The sequence below is a fragment of the Formosa sejongensis genome (assembly GCF_033447105.1).
Taxonomy (GTDB): domain Bacteria; phylum Bacteroidota; class Bacteroidia; order Flavobacteriales; family Flavobacteriaceae; genus Formosa.
On record NZ_JAWQUN010000007.1, the window covers coordinates 59,380 to 77,847 of the forward strand.

Below are 18,468 nucleotides of genomic sequence, written 5' to 3' on the forward strand. Positions count from 1 at the left end.
TTGATAAAAAAAATAGTCAATCATTCTATCATTTATGCTGTATTACCAAAGCTGCCAATATTGATGGGTTTTTTTTTATTGCCATTTATTACGCCGTACCTAACGAAAGTTGACTATGGAATATATGGAATTATTCTTTCATTAGTTACAGGGATTACGGTAATTAAAACATTGGGATTAGATGTGGTTTTAATGAATTGTTTTATTCATCATTCACATGGTCGAGGTTATAAAATTATTTGGAATGAAGTTCAGGGATTTATCTTTTGTTGGTCTATTATATTAGGTGTAATTACCATTTTATTATTGCTTGCAATTCTACCCGATGAGGCTGATAATAACATTTGGACTATAATTTTATTAACTACAATCCCTATTTTTTTCTATTCTTCCCTTCAGATTATTTCACAAAAGTATTATCAATTGGCCGAGAAACCTATTCAGATAGGTTTAAGAGCTCTGATTTCAGGTATAATCAACCTAAGTATAAGTTATTACTTAATAGTTTTTTTAAGGCTTGGTTATTTAGGTTGGATTTGGAGTTTTTTTATTTCAGAAACATTAATGTTTCTTTCTTTTATTTATCCTATTTGGATAAAATTAAAACTAGTACCAAATTTTTTATTTAGGTGGAAGGTAATGAAGAAATATTTAAAAATATCATTGCCATTAGTTCCGCATACAAGCGCTTTTTTTTTGTTAGATTTTTCTGATCGATTGGTAATGTTAAATCTCGGGGTAAGTACTTCTAATATTGGTCTTTATGATTTTTCATATAAATTTGCAGGTTATGCTAGAGTATTTTCTGAAAGTATTCATCAGGCTTCAACACCACTTTTGATTAAGGATTTTAAGAAAAATTCAAATACAGATTACCTCAGAAATATAATTTTTTTAGAAAGTTATGTTGTGATTTTTGTTTCTTTTGTACTTGCTCTTTGGCTTAAAGAGGTTTTTGAAATAATGGTTAAAAATGAAGGTCTGAGAAGTTCTTATAAAATAGGTGTAATTCTAACAATGTCTTACGCATACAAACCTATGTATACAGCTATGGCTACAGTTTTCTATTATTTTGAAAAAACTAAAGAGTTTTGGAAAATTTCTTTTATTGCAGGCTTATTAAATATTGTTTTAAATATTATCTTAATTCCAATTTATGGATTTGAAATAGCAGTAATTACAACCTTTTTTGCTTTTTTGTTTATTGGATATTCGGGTTTTTATATCACTAAATTTAAGAAATTATATAATCATGAATTTTATCCTGAAAGATGGGTTTTGTACACCTGTTTTCTATTGGTTTTATGCTATTTTGCGAAAGATGCTCATTATCTAATAAAAATGTTATTAACGGTGATGTTTTTAGTGTTTACAGTGAAACGAAGTACAGTAATAATAAAAAGAATGAAATGATAGAAACTATTTTTAAATATATAGGTCAGCTTTTCTCTAGTCGTTTTGAGAAGAAAAATCCTGAAATTTTTACAACTATTAAAGGGAAAGAATACTTGTCTATGTATGCTGAATCTGAAATAAAATCAAAATTTTTTCAGTTTCATTCAAAGTTAAAAGGATTTAAAGATGTAAGTGGCTATGTCGATAAAAAGAAAAAATCGGATACTGTATTCATCTTAGGGAGTGGAGAATCCATTAATGAATTGACAGATGGTGATTGGAAAGAAATAGAAAGTAATAATATTATTGGATTAAATTATTCCTTCGTTCATCCAATAATTCCAGATTATCATTTAATGGAAATGATTCCTCTGAAAGAGATGCAAGAATTTTTTTGTGAACAAACAGGAGAAAGGTATGAAGGTGTAGATATGTTTTTTCAATATAAACATGTAATTAAAAGTAGATTTAATTTAAAAAAATATAATCATAAAAAAAGGTTATATGTTCATACACCACATTTACTTCCAACGATATATCCTGAAGTCTTAGAGTCTTATTTTGAACATTTATTTTCAAAAAATAATTTAAAATTGAACGATCTTGTTCATCATAATAGCCATATTGGTTGTGCTGTAATGTTTGCTCAAGCTCTAGGATATAAAAATATTGTAATGTTGGGAATTGATTTAAATAATGGAGATTATTTTACAGATTCCAAGATTAAGAACAGTCTTTACGGACATACAGATAGCTATGACAAAATAAATAAATTAAGAACATTACATTTTAATAATGTTAAGGAATTTACTAATAAGGTACATCCTACAGTTGATAAAAATTTAATGAATAGTAGAGGAGGAGTTACTATGCATGATTATTTTAAAGTATATTCAAAAGTTTTTATAGATAATACAGACTGTAAATTATTTATTGGAAGTAATAAATCAACTCTATCTAAAACTTTACCAGTTTATCCTTTTGAGTGTAATCAATAAGAAGATTAATAATGATTGGAATAGTCAAGAAAATCAATATAAAATCAATAGATTTTCCTTTTTTAATATTTTTAATTTTAATTGTTCAAGGTAATCTTCCGCTTAAAATTATAGGTTTAGTTTTTATTTTCATATTAAGATTTAAATCAGTTTTAAGAATAAACCATTTAAATTTATTTTATTTCTTTATTATATTGTTTCATCTAATTTATGGTTTTTTTAATTTAATATTTAATACTTTTTCTTATTTACCAAGTTATATTTTGGTTTTGTGTTTTTGGATAATTAGTTTTCTTTGTTTAGCACAAATAGGTTTCTTTTTTAAGAGGAATACTGCTTTAAAGGTCGATAAAACAATAGATGTTTTTTTTTACTTTAATATTATCGTTGTTATTATTCAATATTTTGAAATTGTTTTTCAGTTTCAAAGTATAAACCCTTACGGAGTAACTAATTCTGCAGGAGATTTTATTAAATCTATTTATAGTAATTCTTCTGTAAATATGTTAATAATGTCTTTTTTTTCATTAATGTATTTTATGCGCAAGGAATGGAAAAAAGCATTTATGGCTATCATTACTCTTTTAATGACAACTTATATGAGTGGTTTAGTTATTTTTTTAGGACTCCTTCTCGTAAGTGTTTATTTCTTTTCAAAAATTAAAATTAAATATAAAGTTCTACTGCTATTATTTGGATTTGGTTTTTTGTTTTTATTTAAAGAAATCTCTCCAACAAATGTTACCTATGCTTCAAGGTATATTAATAGAATTATTGAAAATGATGATAATACTCCGTATAAAATAAAATCTTTTTGGCAAACGGGAAACTATTGGAGCAGTTCTGTTAAATCTTTCATATTAGGATCTGGTGGAGGTAATTTTTCTTCAAGGGCCGCCTTTATAACATCGGGGGATTATGTAAATTGGTATCCAAAAAATTGGAGTTATGCATCTCCAGAATTTGTTAAATATCATTTAGGGATCTGGAATCATGATTTCGGTAATCCTTGGGATAATATTAATAATACAGCGAATCAACCATTTTCTTTTTATAATAAAATTATTGGTGAATATGGTTTAATTGGTTTATGTCTTTACGTCTTTTTGTATATTAATTTTTTTGTAAAAAACAGAAATAGTTTAACCTATTCAAAGTTTATGCTAGTAATACTTCTAGGTTATTTTGTGTTAGATTATTGGTATGAATATTTTTCAGTGATCATAATTTTTGAGTTACTAACCTTAAAGGATATTTTTGATAAAAAGCAAGTTATTCCAGATACATCGATAAAATGAACACATTGATTCTAAAATATTTAAATAAGAAGACGCTATTAAGTGGTGAATATTTATTTTATTTATTTCCTATAGTAATTTATCTTCCAATGATTTTTACAAATATTTTAACCATTTTAATGGTGTTATTTGTAGGTCTTAACAGCAATAAAGCTAACTGGAATAGAATTTTACAAGAAAGGAATGTGAGGTTATTCTTTGTTTTTTACCTTATGATTTTTATCGGTTTTTTATATGATATTCCTGTAAAAGGAGTTACTAATGATTTAGAAAAAAAATTATCTTTTCTAATAATTCCATCTGCGATATTTATGATTAAGCAGTATGGGATTTCTGTTAGGAAGATATTTAAGGTTTTCTTTTATTTTGGTTTTATTATAGCTTCGTATTGCTTTTTATCAAGCCTTTACGAGTTTATTATCACAAACAATTTATCAGAGTTAATTAACCATAAATTTTCCATGCATGTAAATATGCACGCTACTTATTTAAGTATGTATTTACTATTTTCTATTGGTTATGCTATCTTCTATTTTAACTCAATTAAAGGGTATAAACAAAAGCTAATTACTGTAGTAACTACTGTGATTATTTTGTTTTATATTTTATTATTATCGGCTAGAATTGTTTGGATATTGGCTTTTTTAACTATAATATTTTTATTTATATATTCTATTTATAATTATCCACATTTAAGGAGTGTCGCTATATCTCTTTTTGGTGGTTTTGTTTTGTTTACAATTATTATATTGCAAGCACCTCCTATTAAGAAAAGACTGCTAGAAACAATTAATTATAATAATAATTATAATATAGAAAAAGTATGGGGCGGTAGAGGTGTTAGAATTTTAATTTGGAATAGTTGTAAAGAGCTTATTATAGATAAACCATATATAGGATATGGCTCATCAAAAGAGGTTCAATTTAAGCTTAGTGAGGTTTATAGTGAAAAAGACTATGGACCGTTATTATATATGATGGCCAAATATAATAAGGTTTTTAATCCACATAATCAATATTTAGAAGAGTTACTGAAATTTGGAGTTATTTTAGGTCTTTATTTTCCTTTTTTATTAATTCTATCTTTATTTACTTTTTTAGCCTCAAAGAATTTTTATGGTGTTTATTTAATTTTTATTTTATTGGGAGTTTCGGCAACAGAAACAATATTAGAACTTAATAAAGGTATAGTGTTTTTTTCTTTTTTCTTACCTCTAGTTTGGAATTTAAAAGTAAGCCTAAGTTTGTTAAAAAATTAAATTGTAATTATTATTTATGCAAGTTAAATTAGAGCAGAAACAATATACTACATTAGAGTATAAGAATTACTATTTGTTTATTCTAACAATAGTATTGTTTTATATAGGTGATGCGTTTAGAAAATTAGCTTTTTATTTTAATTGGGAATTCTCGAAATATACAACACTATCAAAAATTTTATGTCTGATTCTTTTTTTTGTCTTTTTTGTATTTAACATTAAAGATTACTTGAATCAAAATGAAGTTCGAAAATTATTAAATTATTTAGTAATACTAGTGATTTCTTTTTTCGTTGGGCAGTTTGCATTACAAGGGATTGATATAATAGAAAATGTGATAGTGAATTTAGAATTTTTAGTGAAATATTTATTTTTCCCAATTATTCTGATTGTTTTTAATCCGTTATTAAAAAACATAGATTTAATTAAACGGTTATTTAAGCTATTTGAAATTATATTTCTACTTAATATTATTTTAATTTTTTATGGGTTTTTTACAGATTTCCCCTTATTTAGAACTTATTTTTATGGAGATAGAATTGGTTTTAATGGCTTCTTTAGTAAAAGTGGACAGGTTAGTTATTATTTCATAATTCTAATTTTAGTTTATTATAGAAGTTTAATAATTAAGTTTGAATTATTAATTGCATTAAAATTATTCATAGTAATTTTAGCGTCTTTATTAGTGGGAACTAAAAAAGTTTTTTTATTTTTTCCAATTATTTTAATTTATCATTTATTTTTTGAAAATAAAAAGTCAAAATATTTAGTATTAATCGGCAGTTTAGCGGTGTTGATATTTGTTATATTTTATCGAAAAATCATTGGATATTTCGAACAAGTTTTTAACCTTTTTTATTTTTATTACAAAAGAGATGGTTTTTTGTCGAGTTTAACTTCTTTTCGAATAGATAAATTAGTAGATACATTAGAGAACTTTATAAGACCACATTGGAGTTTTTTAAATTATATATGTGGTGGAGGTAATTTTCGAGACTATAGGTTCCTTTCGGGAATGGATTTTATAGATTTATATTTTTTTCTAGGAGTTGTTGGTATATTCTTTTTTACAAAAATTTATTTTAATTTCATAAAACTCAATTTCAAGGATTATTTTAATGCATTCTTTATTTTTATTATTTTTTCTGTATCCTTTTTTTCTAGTGGATTACTTTATGAGCCTAGTGTTAATTTGCTTTTCTTTTTAATAGTTCCGATTATGAATAGTCTTAATTCAAAAAAGGAGCGCCTTTAAGTATAAGATTATTTATGTTAAAGTTTTTGAACATAAAGTGATGTTCAGCATAAATTTAATTATTCATATTTATTGGCTTGTAAGATTTAATAGGTTTAAATTTGTTGATTTTTATCTAAAAGTCAACACAATTTTGTCTCAGTTTAAATATGAAATATTAAAGGTTTGATTCGATAAATAATGTATAAACATGAAGTTATTTTTTATATTTCCAATATCAGGGCCAAACAATGGCGTTAAAGTAATATCAAATCATATTAAAAATTCATTATTTACAAATACTAATATCACTATTCGTGAATTAAATACAGCGCAAGCAAAGGATTTTAATAATTTTGGAAAATTTAACCTTGAAAAGGTTTCAAGTTTTTATTCGCTTTTTAAGAAGTTGTTTTTAATTAAAAAACAAGATATAGTTTATCTTAACTTTACACCTAAAGGTTTTGCTTTTTATAGAGATTTAATAATTCTACTTGTTTGTAGTTTCAAAACTAAAAACATAACAGCACATATTCATGCAAATGGTTTAGAGGAAAACTTGAAATTTTATAATAAATTCCTTTTCACTAAAATTAAAATTATTGTAATTAATCAATCGCAATACGCAAACATTAGTCCATTTTGTCCTAACACATTTCTGGTTCCAAATGCACTACCAGATTATTTCCAGAATGATGATTTAAAAGTTGCTGTTAACAAAGAAATAAACTTCATATTTTTATCGAATCTATCTAAAGAAAAGGGAATAAATCGTTTAATTAAAATCGCCGAAATTTTAGAAAACGAAAAAATAAATTGTAAGCTTAATATTTTGGGAGGTGCTTTAAGTGATGAAGATGAAACTAGTATTCAAACTCTTAATTTTAAATATAAATTCATAAGTTATTTTGGACCAGTTAAGGAGGATGCCACCAAATTTGCTAATTTAGCAGCTAATGATGTTTTGTTGTTTCTAAGCGATGAAAATTATGAAGTGTATCCACTAGTATACATTGAGGCATTAATGAGCGGATTACCCATTATTACAACCAAACAGATTGTGACAAATAACCTGCATGAACTGGGTGTGGCTTTTATATTAAAAAATGATTCTTCAAATTTAGTAGATATATTAAATGATAATTTTAAAGGTTCAGATAATTTAGAGGTTTTAAAGAAAAAAGCACGATTTACGTACTTGGAGAATTATTCATTTAAAAATTTTATTAAAAGTCTTGAAAAGATTTTATTATATGACACAAGAAAAACAAATTAGCATATTAGTAGTAACTCATAACCATGCAGATTATATAGATAAATTAATAAAATCTTTAGTAGATTTTAATATTCAAAACGTTTTTTTTTGTGATGCAAAATCTACAGATGGAACTGCCGAAAAATTATTAAATAGTCCGTACAAAGATAATGTTTTAGTGAAGGATGTATTAGAAGGTTTTTCTAAAAATAATAACGATTTAATACGATATTTTAATATCGAAACGAAGTATTATATGTTATTAAATCCTGATACTTATTTTGACACAAATTTTATTCAAGTACTCTATGATTACATTGAAAAAGACAAAACTATTGGAATTGTTACTCCTATATTAAAATATCCAAATGGGGATATTCAAAAAACATGGAAAGCATTCCCTAATTTTATTAATGTAGTAAAAAAAAGATTAGGGTTGTTAAAATCTAATAACGAAATACAAATGGTTGGGCCAAATATAGATTGGTGTTTAGGTGCTTGTATGCTTATTCGTAACCAATTTTTAAAGACAAATAAGACGTTATTAGATGAAAGATATAGATTGTATTGCGAAGATATAGATATTTGTTTTGAAGCTTACAGCAGGGGTTTAAAAGTGATTGGAGTCAATCAAACTTATATTTATCATCATTTAAACGAGACTAGCGCAAAAAATATTTTTAGTAAATATAATATTTGGAATGTGAGTAGTATTATAAAATTTATAATAAAATGGAATGTTCAATATTTTAAAAAATTACAGTCAAAGTAAAAGTCACAGTAATTTAGTATTTATACTTCCTTCAATTTTATTATTACTTTTTTATTTTACAGAGTTTTTAAGTAAAATATTAAAATATAATTATTTTAGTTTTACTAGAATTTCTGGTGTTTTTAAACTGATTGTTGAGGTTTTAATCATAGTATATCTAATAAGAAATAAAAAGACCTCCAAAAAAATATATTATATTATTGGCGTGTTTTTTGCATTTATTTATTTGGTCAAATTTCTTTATCAGCTGGTGATTTTTTACAAAGGACATTTATAAACTTCTATGCCCTTAATGGATATTTATTTGCTTTTATCTTATATTTTTCATTAAAAGCAAGAAATAAAACACAAATAAATGTTCTAAATAGACAAGTAGATTATTTAGGTCAAACAATAAAACTTATTTTTTTTATAAATACCGGAGCCATTTTATTAGGTCTTATTTTTGATTTTAATTTTTTTAAAACGTACATAGGATTTTCAGATAGATTTGGATTTAATGGTTTGTTTTTACATGCCAGTCATTCTAGTTACATCTATATTATTCTAATCCTCTATTTCTTTAAAGAATTTACCATTAAGAAAGACTTAAAGAGTCGCTTGTTTTTAATAAGTGCATTATTGACTTCAATGTTAGTTGGAACAAAAACAATTTATCTGTTTAATTTGTTGTTTGTTTTATATTTGTCCTTCAGATATTTTAATGCATATATTATAATATTTTCAGTCATTTTATTTTTAGGTACGACAGTTTTTTACTTTCCTTTTTTTATGGATCTTTTTAAAACTAATTTTAGAGTATTATATGATGTATACATAAATAATGGGCTTTTAACAATGCTATTTAGTTATAGGGACCAATCTATATCAGAAATATTAATACCTTATATCGAACAGTACTGGGGGTTTTTTAATTATATTTTTGGAGGAGCTCAGTTTGATTGGGGAAGAACAGAGATAGAATTAATAGATTTATTTTGGTTTTTTGGGGCATTTGGAAGTCTTCTATACTTAAGTTTTTTTTACTCAATTTTTTTACAACTTTTTTTTAAAGACAAAGATTTAAAAATTCCAATGACGTTTCTTCTAATCTGTGTTGTTCTTGCAGGAAGTTTCTTTACTAATTCGCCTGTTATACCATATTTTATAGCTTTATATTTTATGGTTTATACTACTAATTTAAAGTTGAATTAAGTTTGTACATGAAGATGTATCAGAATATATAAAATAAAGAATATTTAATATATTGTAAATACTATTAAATCAAGCTACTTTCCTATTTTTGTAGATTAAACATTTATATATTCTAAAAGTTAATTTTACATTATATATCAAAATCTTAAATGCATAAGTGAATTCATATAAACAAGGTAGATATTCTGGGTACTTAAGACCTATTTCCTACACCATAGATTTTGGTATAATAAATGGATTAGCCTTGTTATTCTTTTTTAAAAATGTAAACCCAATTTTATTCGTTTCCCTAGTATCTATAACCTGGGTTATTCTTTCACTATATTCTAAATTCTACGATGTATATCGTTTTACAAGAGAAGTTACTATAATGGCCTTGCTCGTTAAACAGGCGCTTTTATTTACTTTAATAGTTTTTGCTTATTTCGGGTTTAGACATAATTTAAATGTAAATACTTTTTTAGTTTTAAAATATATTGGACTTGTATTTTTACTAATCGGAATAGCAAAATTCGCTGTTTACTATTTGCTTCAAAAATACCGTGCTTCTTTTGGTGGGAATTTAAGAAATACTGTAATTATTGGTAAAAATAGACAAACAAATGCCTTGGAAGGCTTTTTTAAAAACAATCCAGAATATGGGTATTCGCTTAAGAAAGTTTTTAATTTAAAAGATAAATCTCAAGAATCATTAGTAGATTGTTTACGTTTTATAAAAGAAAACACAATCGATGAAATTTATTGTTCAATCACAGAATTATCTAACACACAAATTCTTCAAGTTGTAAATTTTGCTGATAATAACCTGAAAATTTTAAAGTTCTTACCAGATAATAAGGAAATTTATTCTAAAAAATTGAAATACGAATATTACGATTTCATTCCTATCTTATCACTTCGTGATATTCCTCTAGAAGAAAGTGTCAATCAGTTTTTTAAAAGGCTTTTTGATATAGTTTTTTCGATATTCATAATTGTTTTTATTCTATCCTGGTTAACGCCCATTTTAGCAATTATTATTAAGATTGAATCCAGAGGACCTGTTTTTTTCAAACAGTCGCGTAACGGATTTAATTATAAAGAATTTAAGTGTTATAAATTCCGTTCTATGATGCCTAATACCGATGCACATTTGTATCAAGCCACAAAAGGAGATCAGAGAATTACTAAAGTCGGACAGTTTATTCGTAAAACAAGTATAGACGAATTGCCTCAGTTTTATAATGTTTTTTTTGGCGATATGTCTGTAGTTGGTCCAAGACCACACATGGTGAGTCACACACATATGTACGCCAAACGAATTGATAAATTTATGGTGCGACATTTTGTGAAACCAGGTATTACAGGTTTAGCACAAGTAAGCGGATTTAGAGGTGAAGTAGAAACCGATAAGGACATCATTAACCGTGTAAAATATGATATTTTTTATATCGAAAACTGGTCCATACTTCTCGACCTTAAAATTATTTTACAGACCTTATTAAACGCTGTAAAAGGGGAAGATAAAGCGTATTAATTAGAAAGTTTTTCTGTCAAGTTATTTAACTGATCCTTTAAATCAAAATTTTTATAGGCTGTTTCTTTTATAGCGTTATTTAATTCTGTGGTTAGTTTCTGTTTGTCAATGGTACCAATTACTCGATTTAGATCGTTATAATCTGCAGATTTTGCTACCCAACCTAATTTGTTGTTTCGAATAACTGTTTCACCTTCTCCACCTCCAAAATAAACCATTGGAAGCCCTAGTTTAGAGTATTCAAAGATTTTTGAAGGAACCGACCCATAAATTCTATTAAGTAAAGGAATAATCGTGATGTCGTATTGTTTTAAGATTTCATGAAGTTCATTTCTTGAAACCTGACCATGAAAAGTAATAGGTAATTGGGGATTACTCTTAATGTAATTTTCAATTTTATCTTGTTCAGATCCAGATCCATAAATATGAAATTCAATGTGATTGTATTCTAATTGATTACACAATTCATAAATACCTTGAGCAATACCTAATAGTCCGGCATAAACCATTTTTATTTTAACTTTTGGAACTTCTTTTGTTTTTAATATTTCGTTTTTAATTTCTGGATAATTACGATATAAAAAAGTGTTCTTTTTAGGAAATATTGAAGTAACATGAGTTAATATTTCTTCACTCTGTCCTAAAATTAAATCTGCTTTTTTATAATTAAAATGTTCTATTTTTTCTAAAATACCATAACTAAAATTCTTTTTGAGAGCTCCCAATTCCAAACCTGCAATGGGCCATAAATCACTCACATTTAAAATAAGATTACGTTTTTTTGATTTTAGAAAAAGCATGCATGTAAATGCAACAAGTAATGGTGGAGATTGTACAATAACCGTTTTCGGAATTTTATTAAAAATGAAAAACCAGAGTAAACTAAGGCTGTAGGAAAACATGGCTATTAAACGTAGTAGTTTGTTTTTGGAGTTACTCGCATAAATCCACAACCTATTAACTGTTATTCCATTTTCTTCAGAGGTTAATTTAAAGTGACCTTTATAATTGTTGAAAATTTTTCCGGTGGGATAATTAGGTAAGGGTGTTATTACAGAAACTTTGTATTGACGATCTTTAAGGCCTTCTGCTAAGTGTGAAATTCTATTTGACGCCGCTCCTATTTCAGGTGGAAAATAACTTGTAATTATAAGAATGTCTTTCATAAATGCTTTAGATATCTAATAGGTGATCTACGATACGTTTCGCAGTATTTCCATCCCATAATTTGGGGATTTCTCCTGTTGGCCAATTATTCGAGAAAAGTTTTGTAAATCCTTCTTCTAATTTTTTAGGATTATTACCTGCAAGAAAATTTGTACCTATATTGCAAGTTTCAGGACGCTCAGTATTTTCTCTTAATGTAATACACGGCACATGCATAACAGTTGTTTCCTCTGTAATTCCTCCAGAATCTGTAAGTACTGCAAATGCATTTTTAACCAAATAATTAAACTCTAAATACCCTAAAGGTTCAACAAAATAAAGGTTGTCGAAATTTAAATTTAAATCTGAGAGCATTTTTTTTGTTCTAGGATGTACAGGGAAAATAATAGGTTTTTTATTGCTTAATTGAACAATTCTAGAAATTAAATCTTTTAGATATTGAGTCTCGTCTACGTTACTAGGTCTGTGTAATGTTAAAACAAAATAAGACTTATTTTGTAGGCCAATGGTTTTCCAAAACTCTGGTTGTTTAAGTCGGTTTTCATGTTTTCGTAAAGTGTCAATCATGACGTTTCCAACATAATAAATTTTATCTTTTGAAACACCAAGATTCTTTAAATTTGCGTTCGCATATTCAGATGTGGTGAAAAAATAATCCGTTAAACTGTCTGTTACGATTCTGTTTATTTCTTCCGGCATATTCATGTCTCCAGAACGTATGCCAGCTTCTATATGAGCAACTTTAATTCCTGCTTTTTTGGCAACAATTGTACAAGCCATAGTTGAGGTTACATCTCCAACTACTAAAACTAAATCGCATGGATTTTCTATAAGTTCTCTTTCAAAACCAATCATAATTCCGGCCGTTTGCTCCGCTTGGGTACCGCTTTTTATATTTAGATTAGAATCTGGATAGGGAATGTTTAATTCTTCAAAAAAAGTATCACTTAAACTTTTATCGTAATGCTGTCCTGTATGAACTAATCTAAAACTAATTGGAGTTCCACTATTGCTTTTTAATGTAATGGCATCAATAATTGGTGCTATTTTCATGAAATTTGGTCGTGCTCCTGCAACTATAGTAATTTTCATATTTTTTATTGTTTTACCAAAGACGTAAACTGCTTCAGTTTTCCGCTTTTAGAGCGTTTTAAAGCGTTATGTCTTTCAAAGTGTATCGTTAATCCATCTTCAAGATAACGTCTCATTTCAGCGATAATTTCCTGTTGTTTTGTTGTAGAAATTTCTAATTTACCAACGTACTCTATTTTAAATGTTGATTTGTGTTCTTGTGTAATTATAAATTCTTTCACGTTGCCATCGTCTTCAATAATGGCCTTCGTAATATAGTAAAAAGTTAATCCTGCAGCGCGTTTTCCGCTCGGTAAAATGGCCATGTCATTGGTTCTCCCAATCAGTTTTTTTAACTCAGGCTTTTGCAAGGTACTTGTTTCAGAAAGAATACCAATATCGCCTAAATCATACCGAATAAAAGGGTGGGCTTTGTTATATAAAGATGTAATGACTAGGCGACCTTCTTTACCGTTTGCTACAGCTTGATTTTTATCATCTAAAATTTCAACAAAAAGGGTGTCACTATTCACTTGCCAAATATCATTCGGATTCTGAAATGCAATTAAATCTAATTCCGATGCACCATATTCGTTTATTACATGAACTCCAAATTGCTGTTCTAAAAGTAATTTATCGTCAGGAAAAAGCATTTCCGAAGTCACTACACAACATTTTAAAGTAGGACAAACAGTTTTTAATATCAGATTTTTATCTTTTAAATGTTTCGCAAACTGTACAATCGCACTTGTATAACCATTTATGTAATCGAATGGTTTGGTTTTAATAGTATTTAAATAAGTGTCTAAAGCGACATCACTTAAATCGAAAATTGAAAACCGATAACGATTACTCAGTTTATCTTTAAAACGTTCTTTATAATAGCCTATTTTATCTAATGGAATTCCATAAAAACGAGCTTGTAAAGAACTATTAAAATCGATACCATACCAGCCAAAACGGTTTTGTATCTCGGCCCAAGTTAGCGCATGGCATAATTTATCTTTTGCAAAAATAAACGGGTCTCCAGACGATCCAGATGTTTTGTTTATATATACATTTTTAGGCGTAAATCCTTCAGATAACCGATCTTTTAAAGGTTGTTGTAAATCGCGTTTGGTCATTACGGGAACAGAATTCCAATCCTTCAAATCGATATGTGTCCCAAACGATTTATAAAACGAATTGTGTTTTAAATGATATTCTAAGATATCTTGTTTTTTCGAATTTAAATAATTTTCATATTCCGATTCGTCTAATTTCTGAATTTCAGAAAGCGTGTTAGTCGCCTCCTTCAAAGGGAAACCATTTAATTGTAAAGTAAGGTTGAATATCTTCAAAGGACGATAAGGTATATGTTTTTGTAAAATAATTATTTTTTAAGCGTAAAAGCAATTATTTTTGCTCCAAACTATACTCAATATGACAATTTTAATTCTAGGTGCTGGCGGAAGAGAACATACTTTTGCTTGGAAAATTTCTCAAAGTCCATTATGTAAAAAGCTTTTTGTTGCTCCAGGTAACTCAGGAACAGCTACTATAGCACAAAATGTTGCCATTGGTGTAACCGATTTTGAAGCTATTAAAACGCTAGTTTTAGAAAATAATATCGATATGGTTGTCGTTGGCCCAGAAGATCCTTTAGTGCAAGGTGTTCACGATTTCTTCTTAAATGATGAGAAATTAAAGCATGTTGCAGTTATCGGACCAGAAAAAGCTGCCGCAGAATTAGAAGGAAGTAAAGAATTTGCAAAAGAATTTTTATTCAGACATAATATTCCAACTGCCGCTTACCAATGTTTTAATAAATCTAATGTTGAAGACGGTTATGCTTTTCTTGAGACACTAAAAGCTCCTTATGTTTTAAAAGCAGATGGATTAGCTGCCGGAAAAGGTGTGTTAATTTTAAATGATTTAGATGAAGCTAAAGCAGAACTAAAAGCCATGTTAGTCGATGCTAAATTTGGAGCAGCAAGTACAAAAGTAGTGATTGAAGAATTTCTAGATGGAATTGAATTAAGTTGTTTTGTTTTAACCGACGGAAAAAACTACAAAGTATTACCAACAGCTAAAGATTATAAACGTATTGGAGAAGGAGATACGGGTTTAAATACAGGTGGAATGGGAGCAGTGTCTCCAGTACCATTTGCTACAGACGAATTTTTAGAAAAGATTGAAACACGTATTGTAAAACCAACAATAGAAGGTTTAATTAAAGATAACTTACCATACAAAGGTTTTGTGTTTATCGGATTGATAAAAGTAGGAGACGACCCTATGGTTATTGAATATAACGTACGTATGGGAGATCCTGAAACCGAAGTTGTTTTACCAAGACTTAAAAACGATTTTGTAGAATTACTTCAAGCAGTAGCTAACGGTACTTTAAATGAAATAGATTTAGAAATAGACGAACGTGCAGCAACTACAGTTATGACAGTTTCTGGCGGATATCCTGAAGCTTACGAGAAAGGGAAGGAGATTACAGGTCTAGAAAATGTAGAAGGTTCTATTCCTTTTCATGCTGGAGCCGATTTAAAAGATGGAAAAGTATTAACTACCGGTGGTCGTGTGTTGGCGATGACGTCTTACGGAAATACGTATCAAGAGGCCATAAAAAAATCTTACCAAAATATAGAAAAACTACATTTCGATAAGATGTATTATCGTAAAGATATAGGGTTCGATTTATAAAAATCGAATTATAGAAAAGAGTGCGAAGAAATACTTTTGTCTTCTTCGTTGTTGTCACTAAACTTTTTTAATTGAAGCATCCAATACACAAAAAATCCCATTCCGATTAATATAAAAATCCATGAGAACATGTTGGCTGCAAACCAGTTTTTAAGCTCTAATGCTCTTAAAGCATCAAGAGGTGCGAACAATACGTTTACAAATAAATCCTGTATCCCGTAAAAAAAATCTTTCATAGTGTGGTATATTTACCAAACAAAAATACAAAAAGAGTTAATGATTACAAGTATTTTTAGTAAATCTAAGCCAATAAATTTTTTAGTTGTCTTTACAATTACTTTGGTTACATTTTATATTGCACACACAAAGTATGCTGTAGACTCAGATTTGATAAAGCATTATATAAAATATTTCTTTGTTTTTTGTGCGACTTTTTCCTCTATTTTAGTTTTGGATTTTTTGGTTAGTAAAAATAAATTAACGCAAAAAAGCAGTTACGAAATTCTTCTATATGCCTTGTTTTTAATGGCTTTACCGCAAACAATGCTGAGTGATAATATCGTGTATTCTAACTTTTTTATTCTATTATCGTTGCGTAGAATTTTAAGTTTACGATCGCAACTAGACATCAAAAAGAAATTGTTCGATGCTGCTTTTTGGATCGGGATTGCAACCTTATTTTATTTTTGGTCTATCTTATTTATTTTCCTTGTTTATGCTGCTTTATTTTTTTATTCTAACAATAATTTGAAAGATTGGATTATTCCTATTGTTAGTTTAGCTTCTGTTTTTATTTTAGGTGTGTCGTATTCCGTAATTATGTACGATGATTTTTTTACAGCTTTAAACATTTTACCGAGAGTTAGTCTGGAGTTTGACACTTACAATACGTTGCAATATATAGTTGGTGTAACGCTGTTAATTTCCTTCGGGATTTGGTCTTCGGTATTTTATATCCGTACTATAAAACTGAAGCAGAAAAACTTTAAACCAGGTTACAAAGTTATTTTAGTTGCAACACTTATTGCGTCTATTATCATGGTTTTATCTCCTAAAAAAGAAGGTGGAGAGTTTTTGTTTTTATTCGCGCCTTTGGCGATAATCATCACGAATTATTTAGAAACTATTCAGGATAAGTGGTTTAAGGAAATTTTTCTAGGACTTTTAATTTTTGTCCCTTTCGGATTGTTAATGTTGTAATTTTTCGCCGAAACAAAGATCGCCAGCATCTCCCAGTCCAGGAACAATATAGCCTTTGTCATTTAGTTTTTCGTCTATAGTAGAAATCCATAAATGGGTGTCATTATTAAAATGATTTGAAACATAATCTACACCTTGTTGCGCACCAATAACACTAACTAAATGAATTTCTTTAGGCGTTCCAAAAGGTTTTAAAGCTTCAAAAGTAGCAACCATAGATTGCCCTGTGGCTAGCATAGGATCTGCAAGAATTAGAGTCTTGTTTTCTAAAGACGGACAGGCTAAATATTCCACTACAATTTCAAAACTTTCTGGTGAGGATTTATGATGTCTATAAGCTGAAATAAACGCATTTTCAGCTGAATCAAAATAATTTAATAACCCGTTATGTAAGGGGATTCCAGCACGTAAAATAGAACAAATCACAATGTCATTTTCCGGTAAACTAACTTCGGTTGTGTCTAAAGGTGTTACTATAGATTTCGGTTTAAAATGAAGCGATTTACTTAATTCGTAAGCCAGAATTTCACCAATACGTTCTATGTTCCTTCTAAATCGCATGTTGTCGGTTTGAATGGTTTTATCTCGTAATTCTGACATAAATACATTTAATATTGTGTTTTCAGAAGATAAATTATGAATTTGCATGGTTCTCTTTTATGGTGTCTGGTAAAGTTAATTAATTAGAGGTATATTTACGTTTGTAATGTCTATTTAAATTTTTGTTAAACGTGAACTTACATTGAAAGTGAAATGAAGGTGTTTAACTAAAATATATGTAGGTTTGTACTTTAAAATCAAAATCATGTTTACAACTAAGGCAAATACTATTTTTCAGGAGGTAATAAATACCTATCACGTTATAAATACTGTGGATCAGGATTTTTCGAATCCGTATAGTAAAGAAGACGATTTATTAGGGCATTTATTATATAGAAAATGTTGGATTGACACCGTGCAGTGGCATTACGAAGATATAATTCGTGACCCACAAATCGATCCTGTTGCAGCTTTAACTTTGAAGCGTAAAATTGATGCTTCTAACCAAGATCGTACAGATATGGTGGAGTATGTGGATAGCTATTTTTTAGAACAAAACAAAACGGTTACACCTAAAGAAAACGCGACAATCAATACAGAAAGTCCTGCTTGGGGAGTAGATAGATTATCTATTTTAGCATTAAAAGTGTATCATATGAATGAAGAAGCAACACGTCAAGATGCTTCTGATGCTCATAAAAAAGCATGTCAAACAAAATTAGATATTCTTTTAGAACAACGTGTAGATCTATCTACAGCGATAGATACATTGCTAAAAGATATTGCTTCTGGCGATAAATACATGAAAGTGTATAAGCAAATGAAAATGTACAACGACGACGAGCTTAACCCAGTGTTACGTTCTCTAAAATAGG

17 protein-coding genes are annotated in these 18,468 nt (G+C 28.1%); 12 read left to right on the plus strand and 5 right to left on the minus strand.

Going from position 1 to position 18,468, the window contains the following annotated elements; all coding sequences use genetic code 11:
• The 9 genes from R6X41_RS09250 to R6X41_RS09290 all read left to right on the plus strand — a co-directional run bounded on the left by R6X41_RS09250 (position 1) and on the right by R6X41_RS09290 (position 10,921).
• Complete coding sequence (locus tag R6X41_RS09250; protein ID WP_318499548.1) at positions 1-1,413, plus strand: lipopolysaccharide biosynthesis protein; 1,413 nt, start codon at positions 1-3, stop codon at positions 1,411-1,413.
• On the plus strand, positions 1,410-2,393 hold the full coding sequence (locus R6X41_RS09255; RefSeq protein WP_318499550.1) for a hypothetical protein: 984 nt from the start codon (positions 1,410-1,412) through the stop codon (positions 2,391-2,393). The genes R6X41_RS09250 and R6X41_RS09255 overlap by 4 nt, the downstream gene beginning before the upstream one ends.
• A 512-nt stretch (positions 2,394-2,905) precedes the next feature.
• Positions 2,906-3,691 carry a hypothetical protein gene (locus R6X41_RS09260; RefSeq protein ID WP_318499552.1) on the plus strand — a complete coding sequence of 262 codons (786 nt, stop codon included), beginning with the start codon at positions 2,906-2,908 and terminating at the stop codon, positions 3,689-3,691.
• An 89-nt stretch (positions 3,692-3,780) separates the two neighbouring features.
• Positions 3,781-4,950 carry an O-antigen ligase family protein gene (locus R6X41_RS09265; RefSeq protein WP_318499554.1) on the plus strand — a complete coding sequence of 390 codons (1,170 nt, stop codon included), beginning with the start codon at positions 3,781-3,783 and terminating at the stop codon, positions 4,948-4,950.
• Between the two features lie 16 nt (positions 4,951-4,966).
• The gene (locus R6X41_RS09270; RefSeq protein WP_318499556.1) at positions 4,967-6,205 is read left to right on the plus strand and encodes a hypothetical protein; all 1,239 of its coding nucleotides are present in this window, start codon (positions 4,967-4,969) and stop codon (positions 6,203-6,205) included.
• A gap of 190 nt (positions 6,206-6,395) precedes the next feature.
• Complete coding sequence (locus R6X41_RS09275) at positions 6,396-7,460, plus strand: glycosyltransferase (protein WP_318499558.1); 1,065 nt, start codon at positions 6,396-6,398, stop codon at positions 7,458-7,460.
• A complete protein-coding gene (locus tag R6X41_RS09280; RefSeq protein WP_318499560.1) occupies positions 7,438-8,211 on the plus strand; it encodes a glycosyltransferase family 2 protein in 774 nt (257 codons plus the stop codon). The genes R6X41_RS09275 and R6X41_RS09280 overlap by 23 nt, the downstream gene beginning before the upstream one ends.
• Before the next feature lie 621 nt (positions 8,212-8,832).
• Positions 8,833-9,405, plus strand: a complete 573-nt coding sequence (locus R6X41_RS09285) for a hypothetical protein (protein ID WP_318499562.1) — start codon at positions 8,833-8,835, stop codon at positions 9,403-9,405.
• A 157-nt stretch (positions 9,406-9,562) separates the two neighbouring features.
• On the plus strand, positions 9,563-10,921 hold the full coding sequence (locus tag R6X41_RS09290) for an undecaprenyl-phosphate glucose phosphotransferase (RefSeq protein WP_318499564.1): 1,359 nt from the start codon (positions 9,563-9,565) through the stop codon (positions 10,919-10,921).
• Here the strand turns inward: R6X41_RS09290 and R6X41_RS09295 are convergent.
• The 3 genes from R6X41_RS09295 to R6X41_RS09305 are packed head-to-tail and all read right to left on the minus strand — an operon-like array spanning position 10,918 to position 14,499.
• Entirely contained in the window at positions 10,918-12,087 is a 1,170-nt protein-coding gene (locus R6X41_RS09295) for a glycosyltransferase family 4 protein (protein WP_318499566.1), read from the minus strand. The genes R6X41_RS09290 and R6X41_RS09295 overlap by 4 nt on opposite strands.
• A 7-nt stretch (positions 12,088-12,094) precedes the next feature.
• Positions 12,095-13,180 (minus strand): non-hydrolyzing UDP-N-acetylglucosamine 2-epimerase, encoded by a 1,086-nt coding sequence (gene wecB / locus R6X41_RS09300; RefSeq protein WP_318499568.1) that lies wholly within the window; start codon positions 13,178-13,180, stop codon positions 12,095-12,097.
• Between the two features lie 5 nt (positions 13,181-13,185).
• Positions 13,186-14,499, minus strand: coding sequence for a phenylacetate--CoA ligase family protein (locus R6X41_RS09305; RefSeq protein ID WP_318499569.1), 1,314 nt, complete (start codon positions 14,497-14,499; stop codon positions 13,186-13,188).
• A gap of 82 nt (positions 14,500-14,581) precedes the next feature.
• Here R6X41_RS09305 and purD point away from each other — a divergent pair, with 82 nt between their 5' ends.
• Positions 14,582-15,853 carry a phosphoribosylamine--glycine ligase gene (gene purD, locus R6X41_RS09310; protein ID WP_318499571.1) on the plus strand — a complete coding sequence of 424 codons (1,272 nt, stop codon included), beginning with the start codon at positions 14,582-14,584 and terminating at the stop codon, positions 15,851-15,853.
• Positions 15,854-15,861: 8 nt separating this feature from the next.
• Here the strand turns inward: purD and R6X41_RS09315 are convergent, their stop codons facing one another.
• Positions 15,862-16,089, minus strand: coding sequence for a DUF6341 family protein (locus tag R6X41_RS09315; protein WP_318499573.1), 228 nt, complete (start codon positions 16,087-16,089; stop codon positions 15,862-15,864).
• Positions 16,090-16,129: 40 nt separating this feature from the next.
• On the opposite strand from R6X41_RS09315, the gene R6X41_RS09320 reads away from it, so the two are divergent.
• Positions 16,130-17,053: a DUF6427 family protein gene (locus R6X41_RS09320; protein WP_318499576.1), complete on the plus strand. Its 924-nt coding sequence runs from the start codon at positions 16,130-16,132 to the stop codon at positions 17,051-17,053.
• Here the strand turns inward: R6X41_RS09320 and upp are convergent.
• Entirely contained in the window at positions 17,042-17,701 is a 660-nt protein-coding gene (gene upp, locus R6X41_RS09325) for a uracil phosphoribosyltransferase (protein WP_318499579.1), read from the minus strand. The genes R6X41_RS09320 and upp overlap by 12 nt on opposite strands.
• Before the next feature lie 157 nt (positions 17,702-17,858).
• On the opposite strand from upp, the gene R6X41_RS09330 reads away from it, so the two are divergent.
• A complete protein-coding gene (locus R6X41_RS09330; RefSeq protein ID WP_318499580.1) occupies positions 17,859-18,467 on the plus strand; it encodes a DUF4254 domain-containing protein in 609 nt (202 codons plus the stop codon).
• The last annotated feature ends 1 nt before the right edge of the window (position 18,468 follow it).

Bases quoted from the DNA above. Each gene is read 5' to 3' on its own strand.
- R6X41_RS09255 (WP_318499550.1), top strand. From the start codon at position 1,410: ATGATAGAAACTATTTTTAAATATATAGGTCAGCTTTTCTCTAGTCGT.
- R6X41_RS09260 (WP_318499552.1), top strand. From the start codon at position 2,906: ATGTCTTTTTTTTCATTAATGTATTTTATGCGCAAGGAATGGAAAAAA.
- R6X41_RS09265 (WP_318499554.1), top strand. From the start codon at position 3,781: ATGATTTTTACAAATATTTTAACCATTTTAATGGTGTTATTTGTAGGT.
- R6X41_RS09270 (WP_318499556.1), top strand. From the start codon at position 4,967: ATGCAAGTTAAATTAGAGCAGAAACAATATACTACATTAGAGTATAAG.
- R6X41_RS09275 (WP_318499558.1), top strand. From the start codon at position 6,396: ATGAAGTTATTTTTTATATTTCCAATATCAGGGCCAAACAATGGCGTT.
- R6X41_RS09280 (WP_318499560.1), top strand. From the start codon at position 7,438: ATGACACAAGAAAAACAAATTAGCATATTAGTAGTAACTCATAACCAT.
- R6X41_RS09295 (WP_318499566.1), bottom strand. From the start codon at position 12,087: ATGAAAGACATTCTTATAATTACAAGTTATTTTCCACCTGAAATAGGA.
- wecB (WP_318499568.1), bottom strand. From the start codon at position 13,180: ATGAAAATTACTATAGTTGCAGGAGCACGACCAAATTTCATGAAAATA.
- purD (WP_318499571.1), top strand. From the start codon at position 14,582: ATGACAATTTTAATTCTAGGTGCTGGCGGAAGAGAACATACTTTTGCT.
- R6X41_RS09315 (WP_318499573.1), bottom strand. From the start codon at position 16,089: ATGAAAGATTTTTTTTACGGGATACAGGATTTATTTGTAAACGTATTG.
- R6X41_RS09320 (WP_318499576.1), top strand. From the start codon at position 16,130: ATGATTACAAGTATTTTTAGTAAATCTAAGCCAATAAATTTTTTAGTT.
- upp (WP_318499579.1), bottom strand. From the start codon at position 17,701: ATGCAAATTCATAATTTATCTTCTGAAAACACAATATTAAATGTATTT.
- R6X41_RS09330 (WP_318499580.1), top strand. From the start codon at position 17,859: ATGTTTACAACTAAGGCAAATACTATTTTTCAGGAGGTAATAAATACC.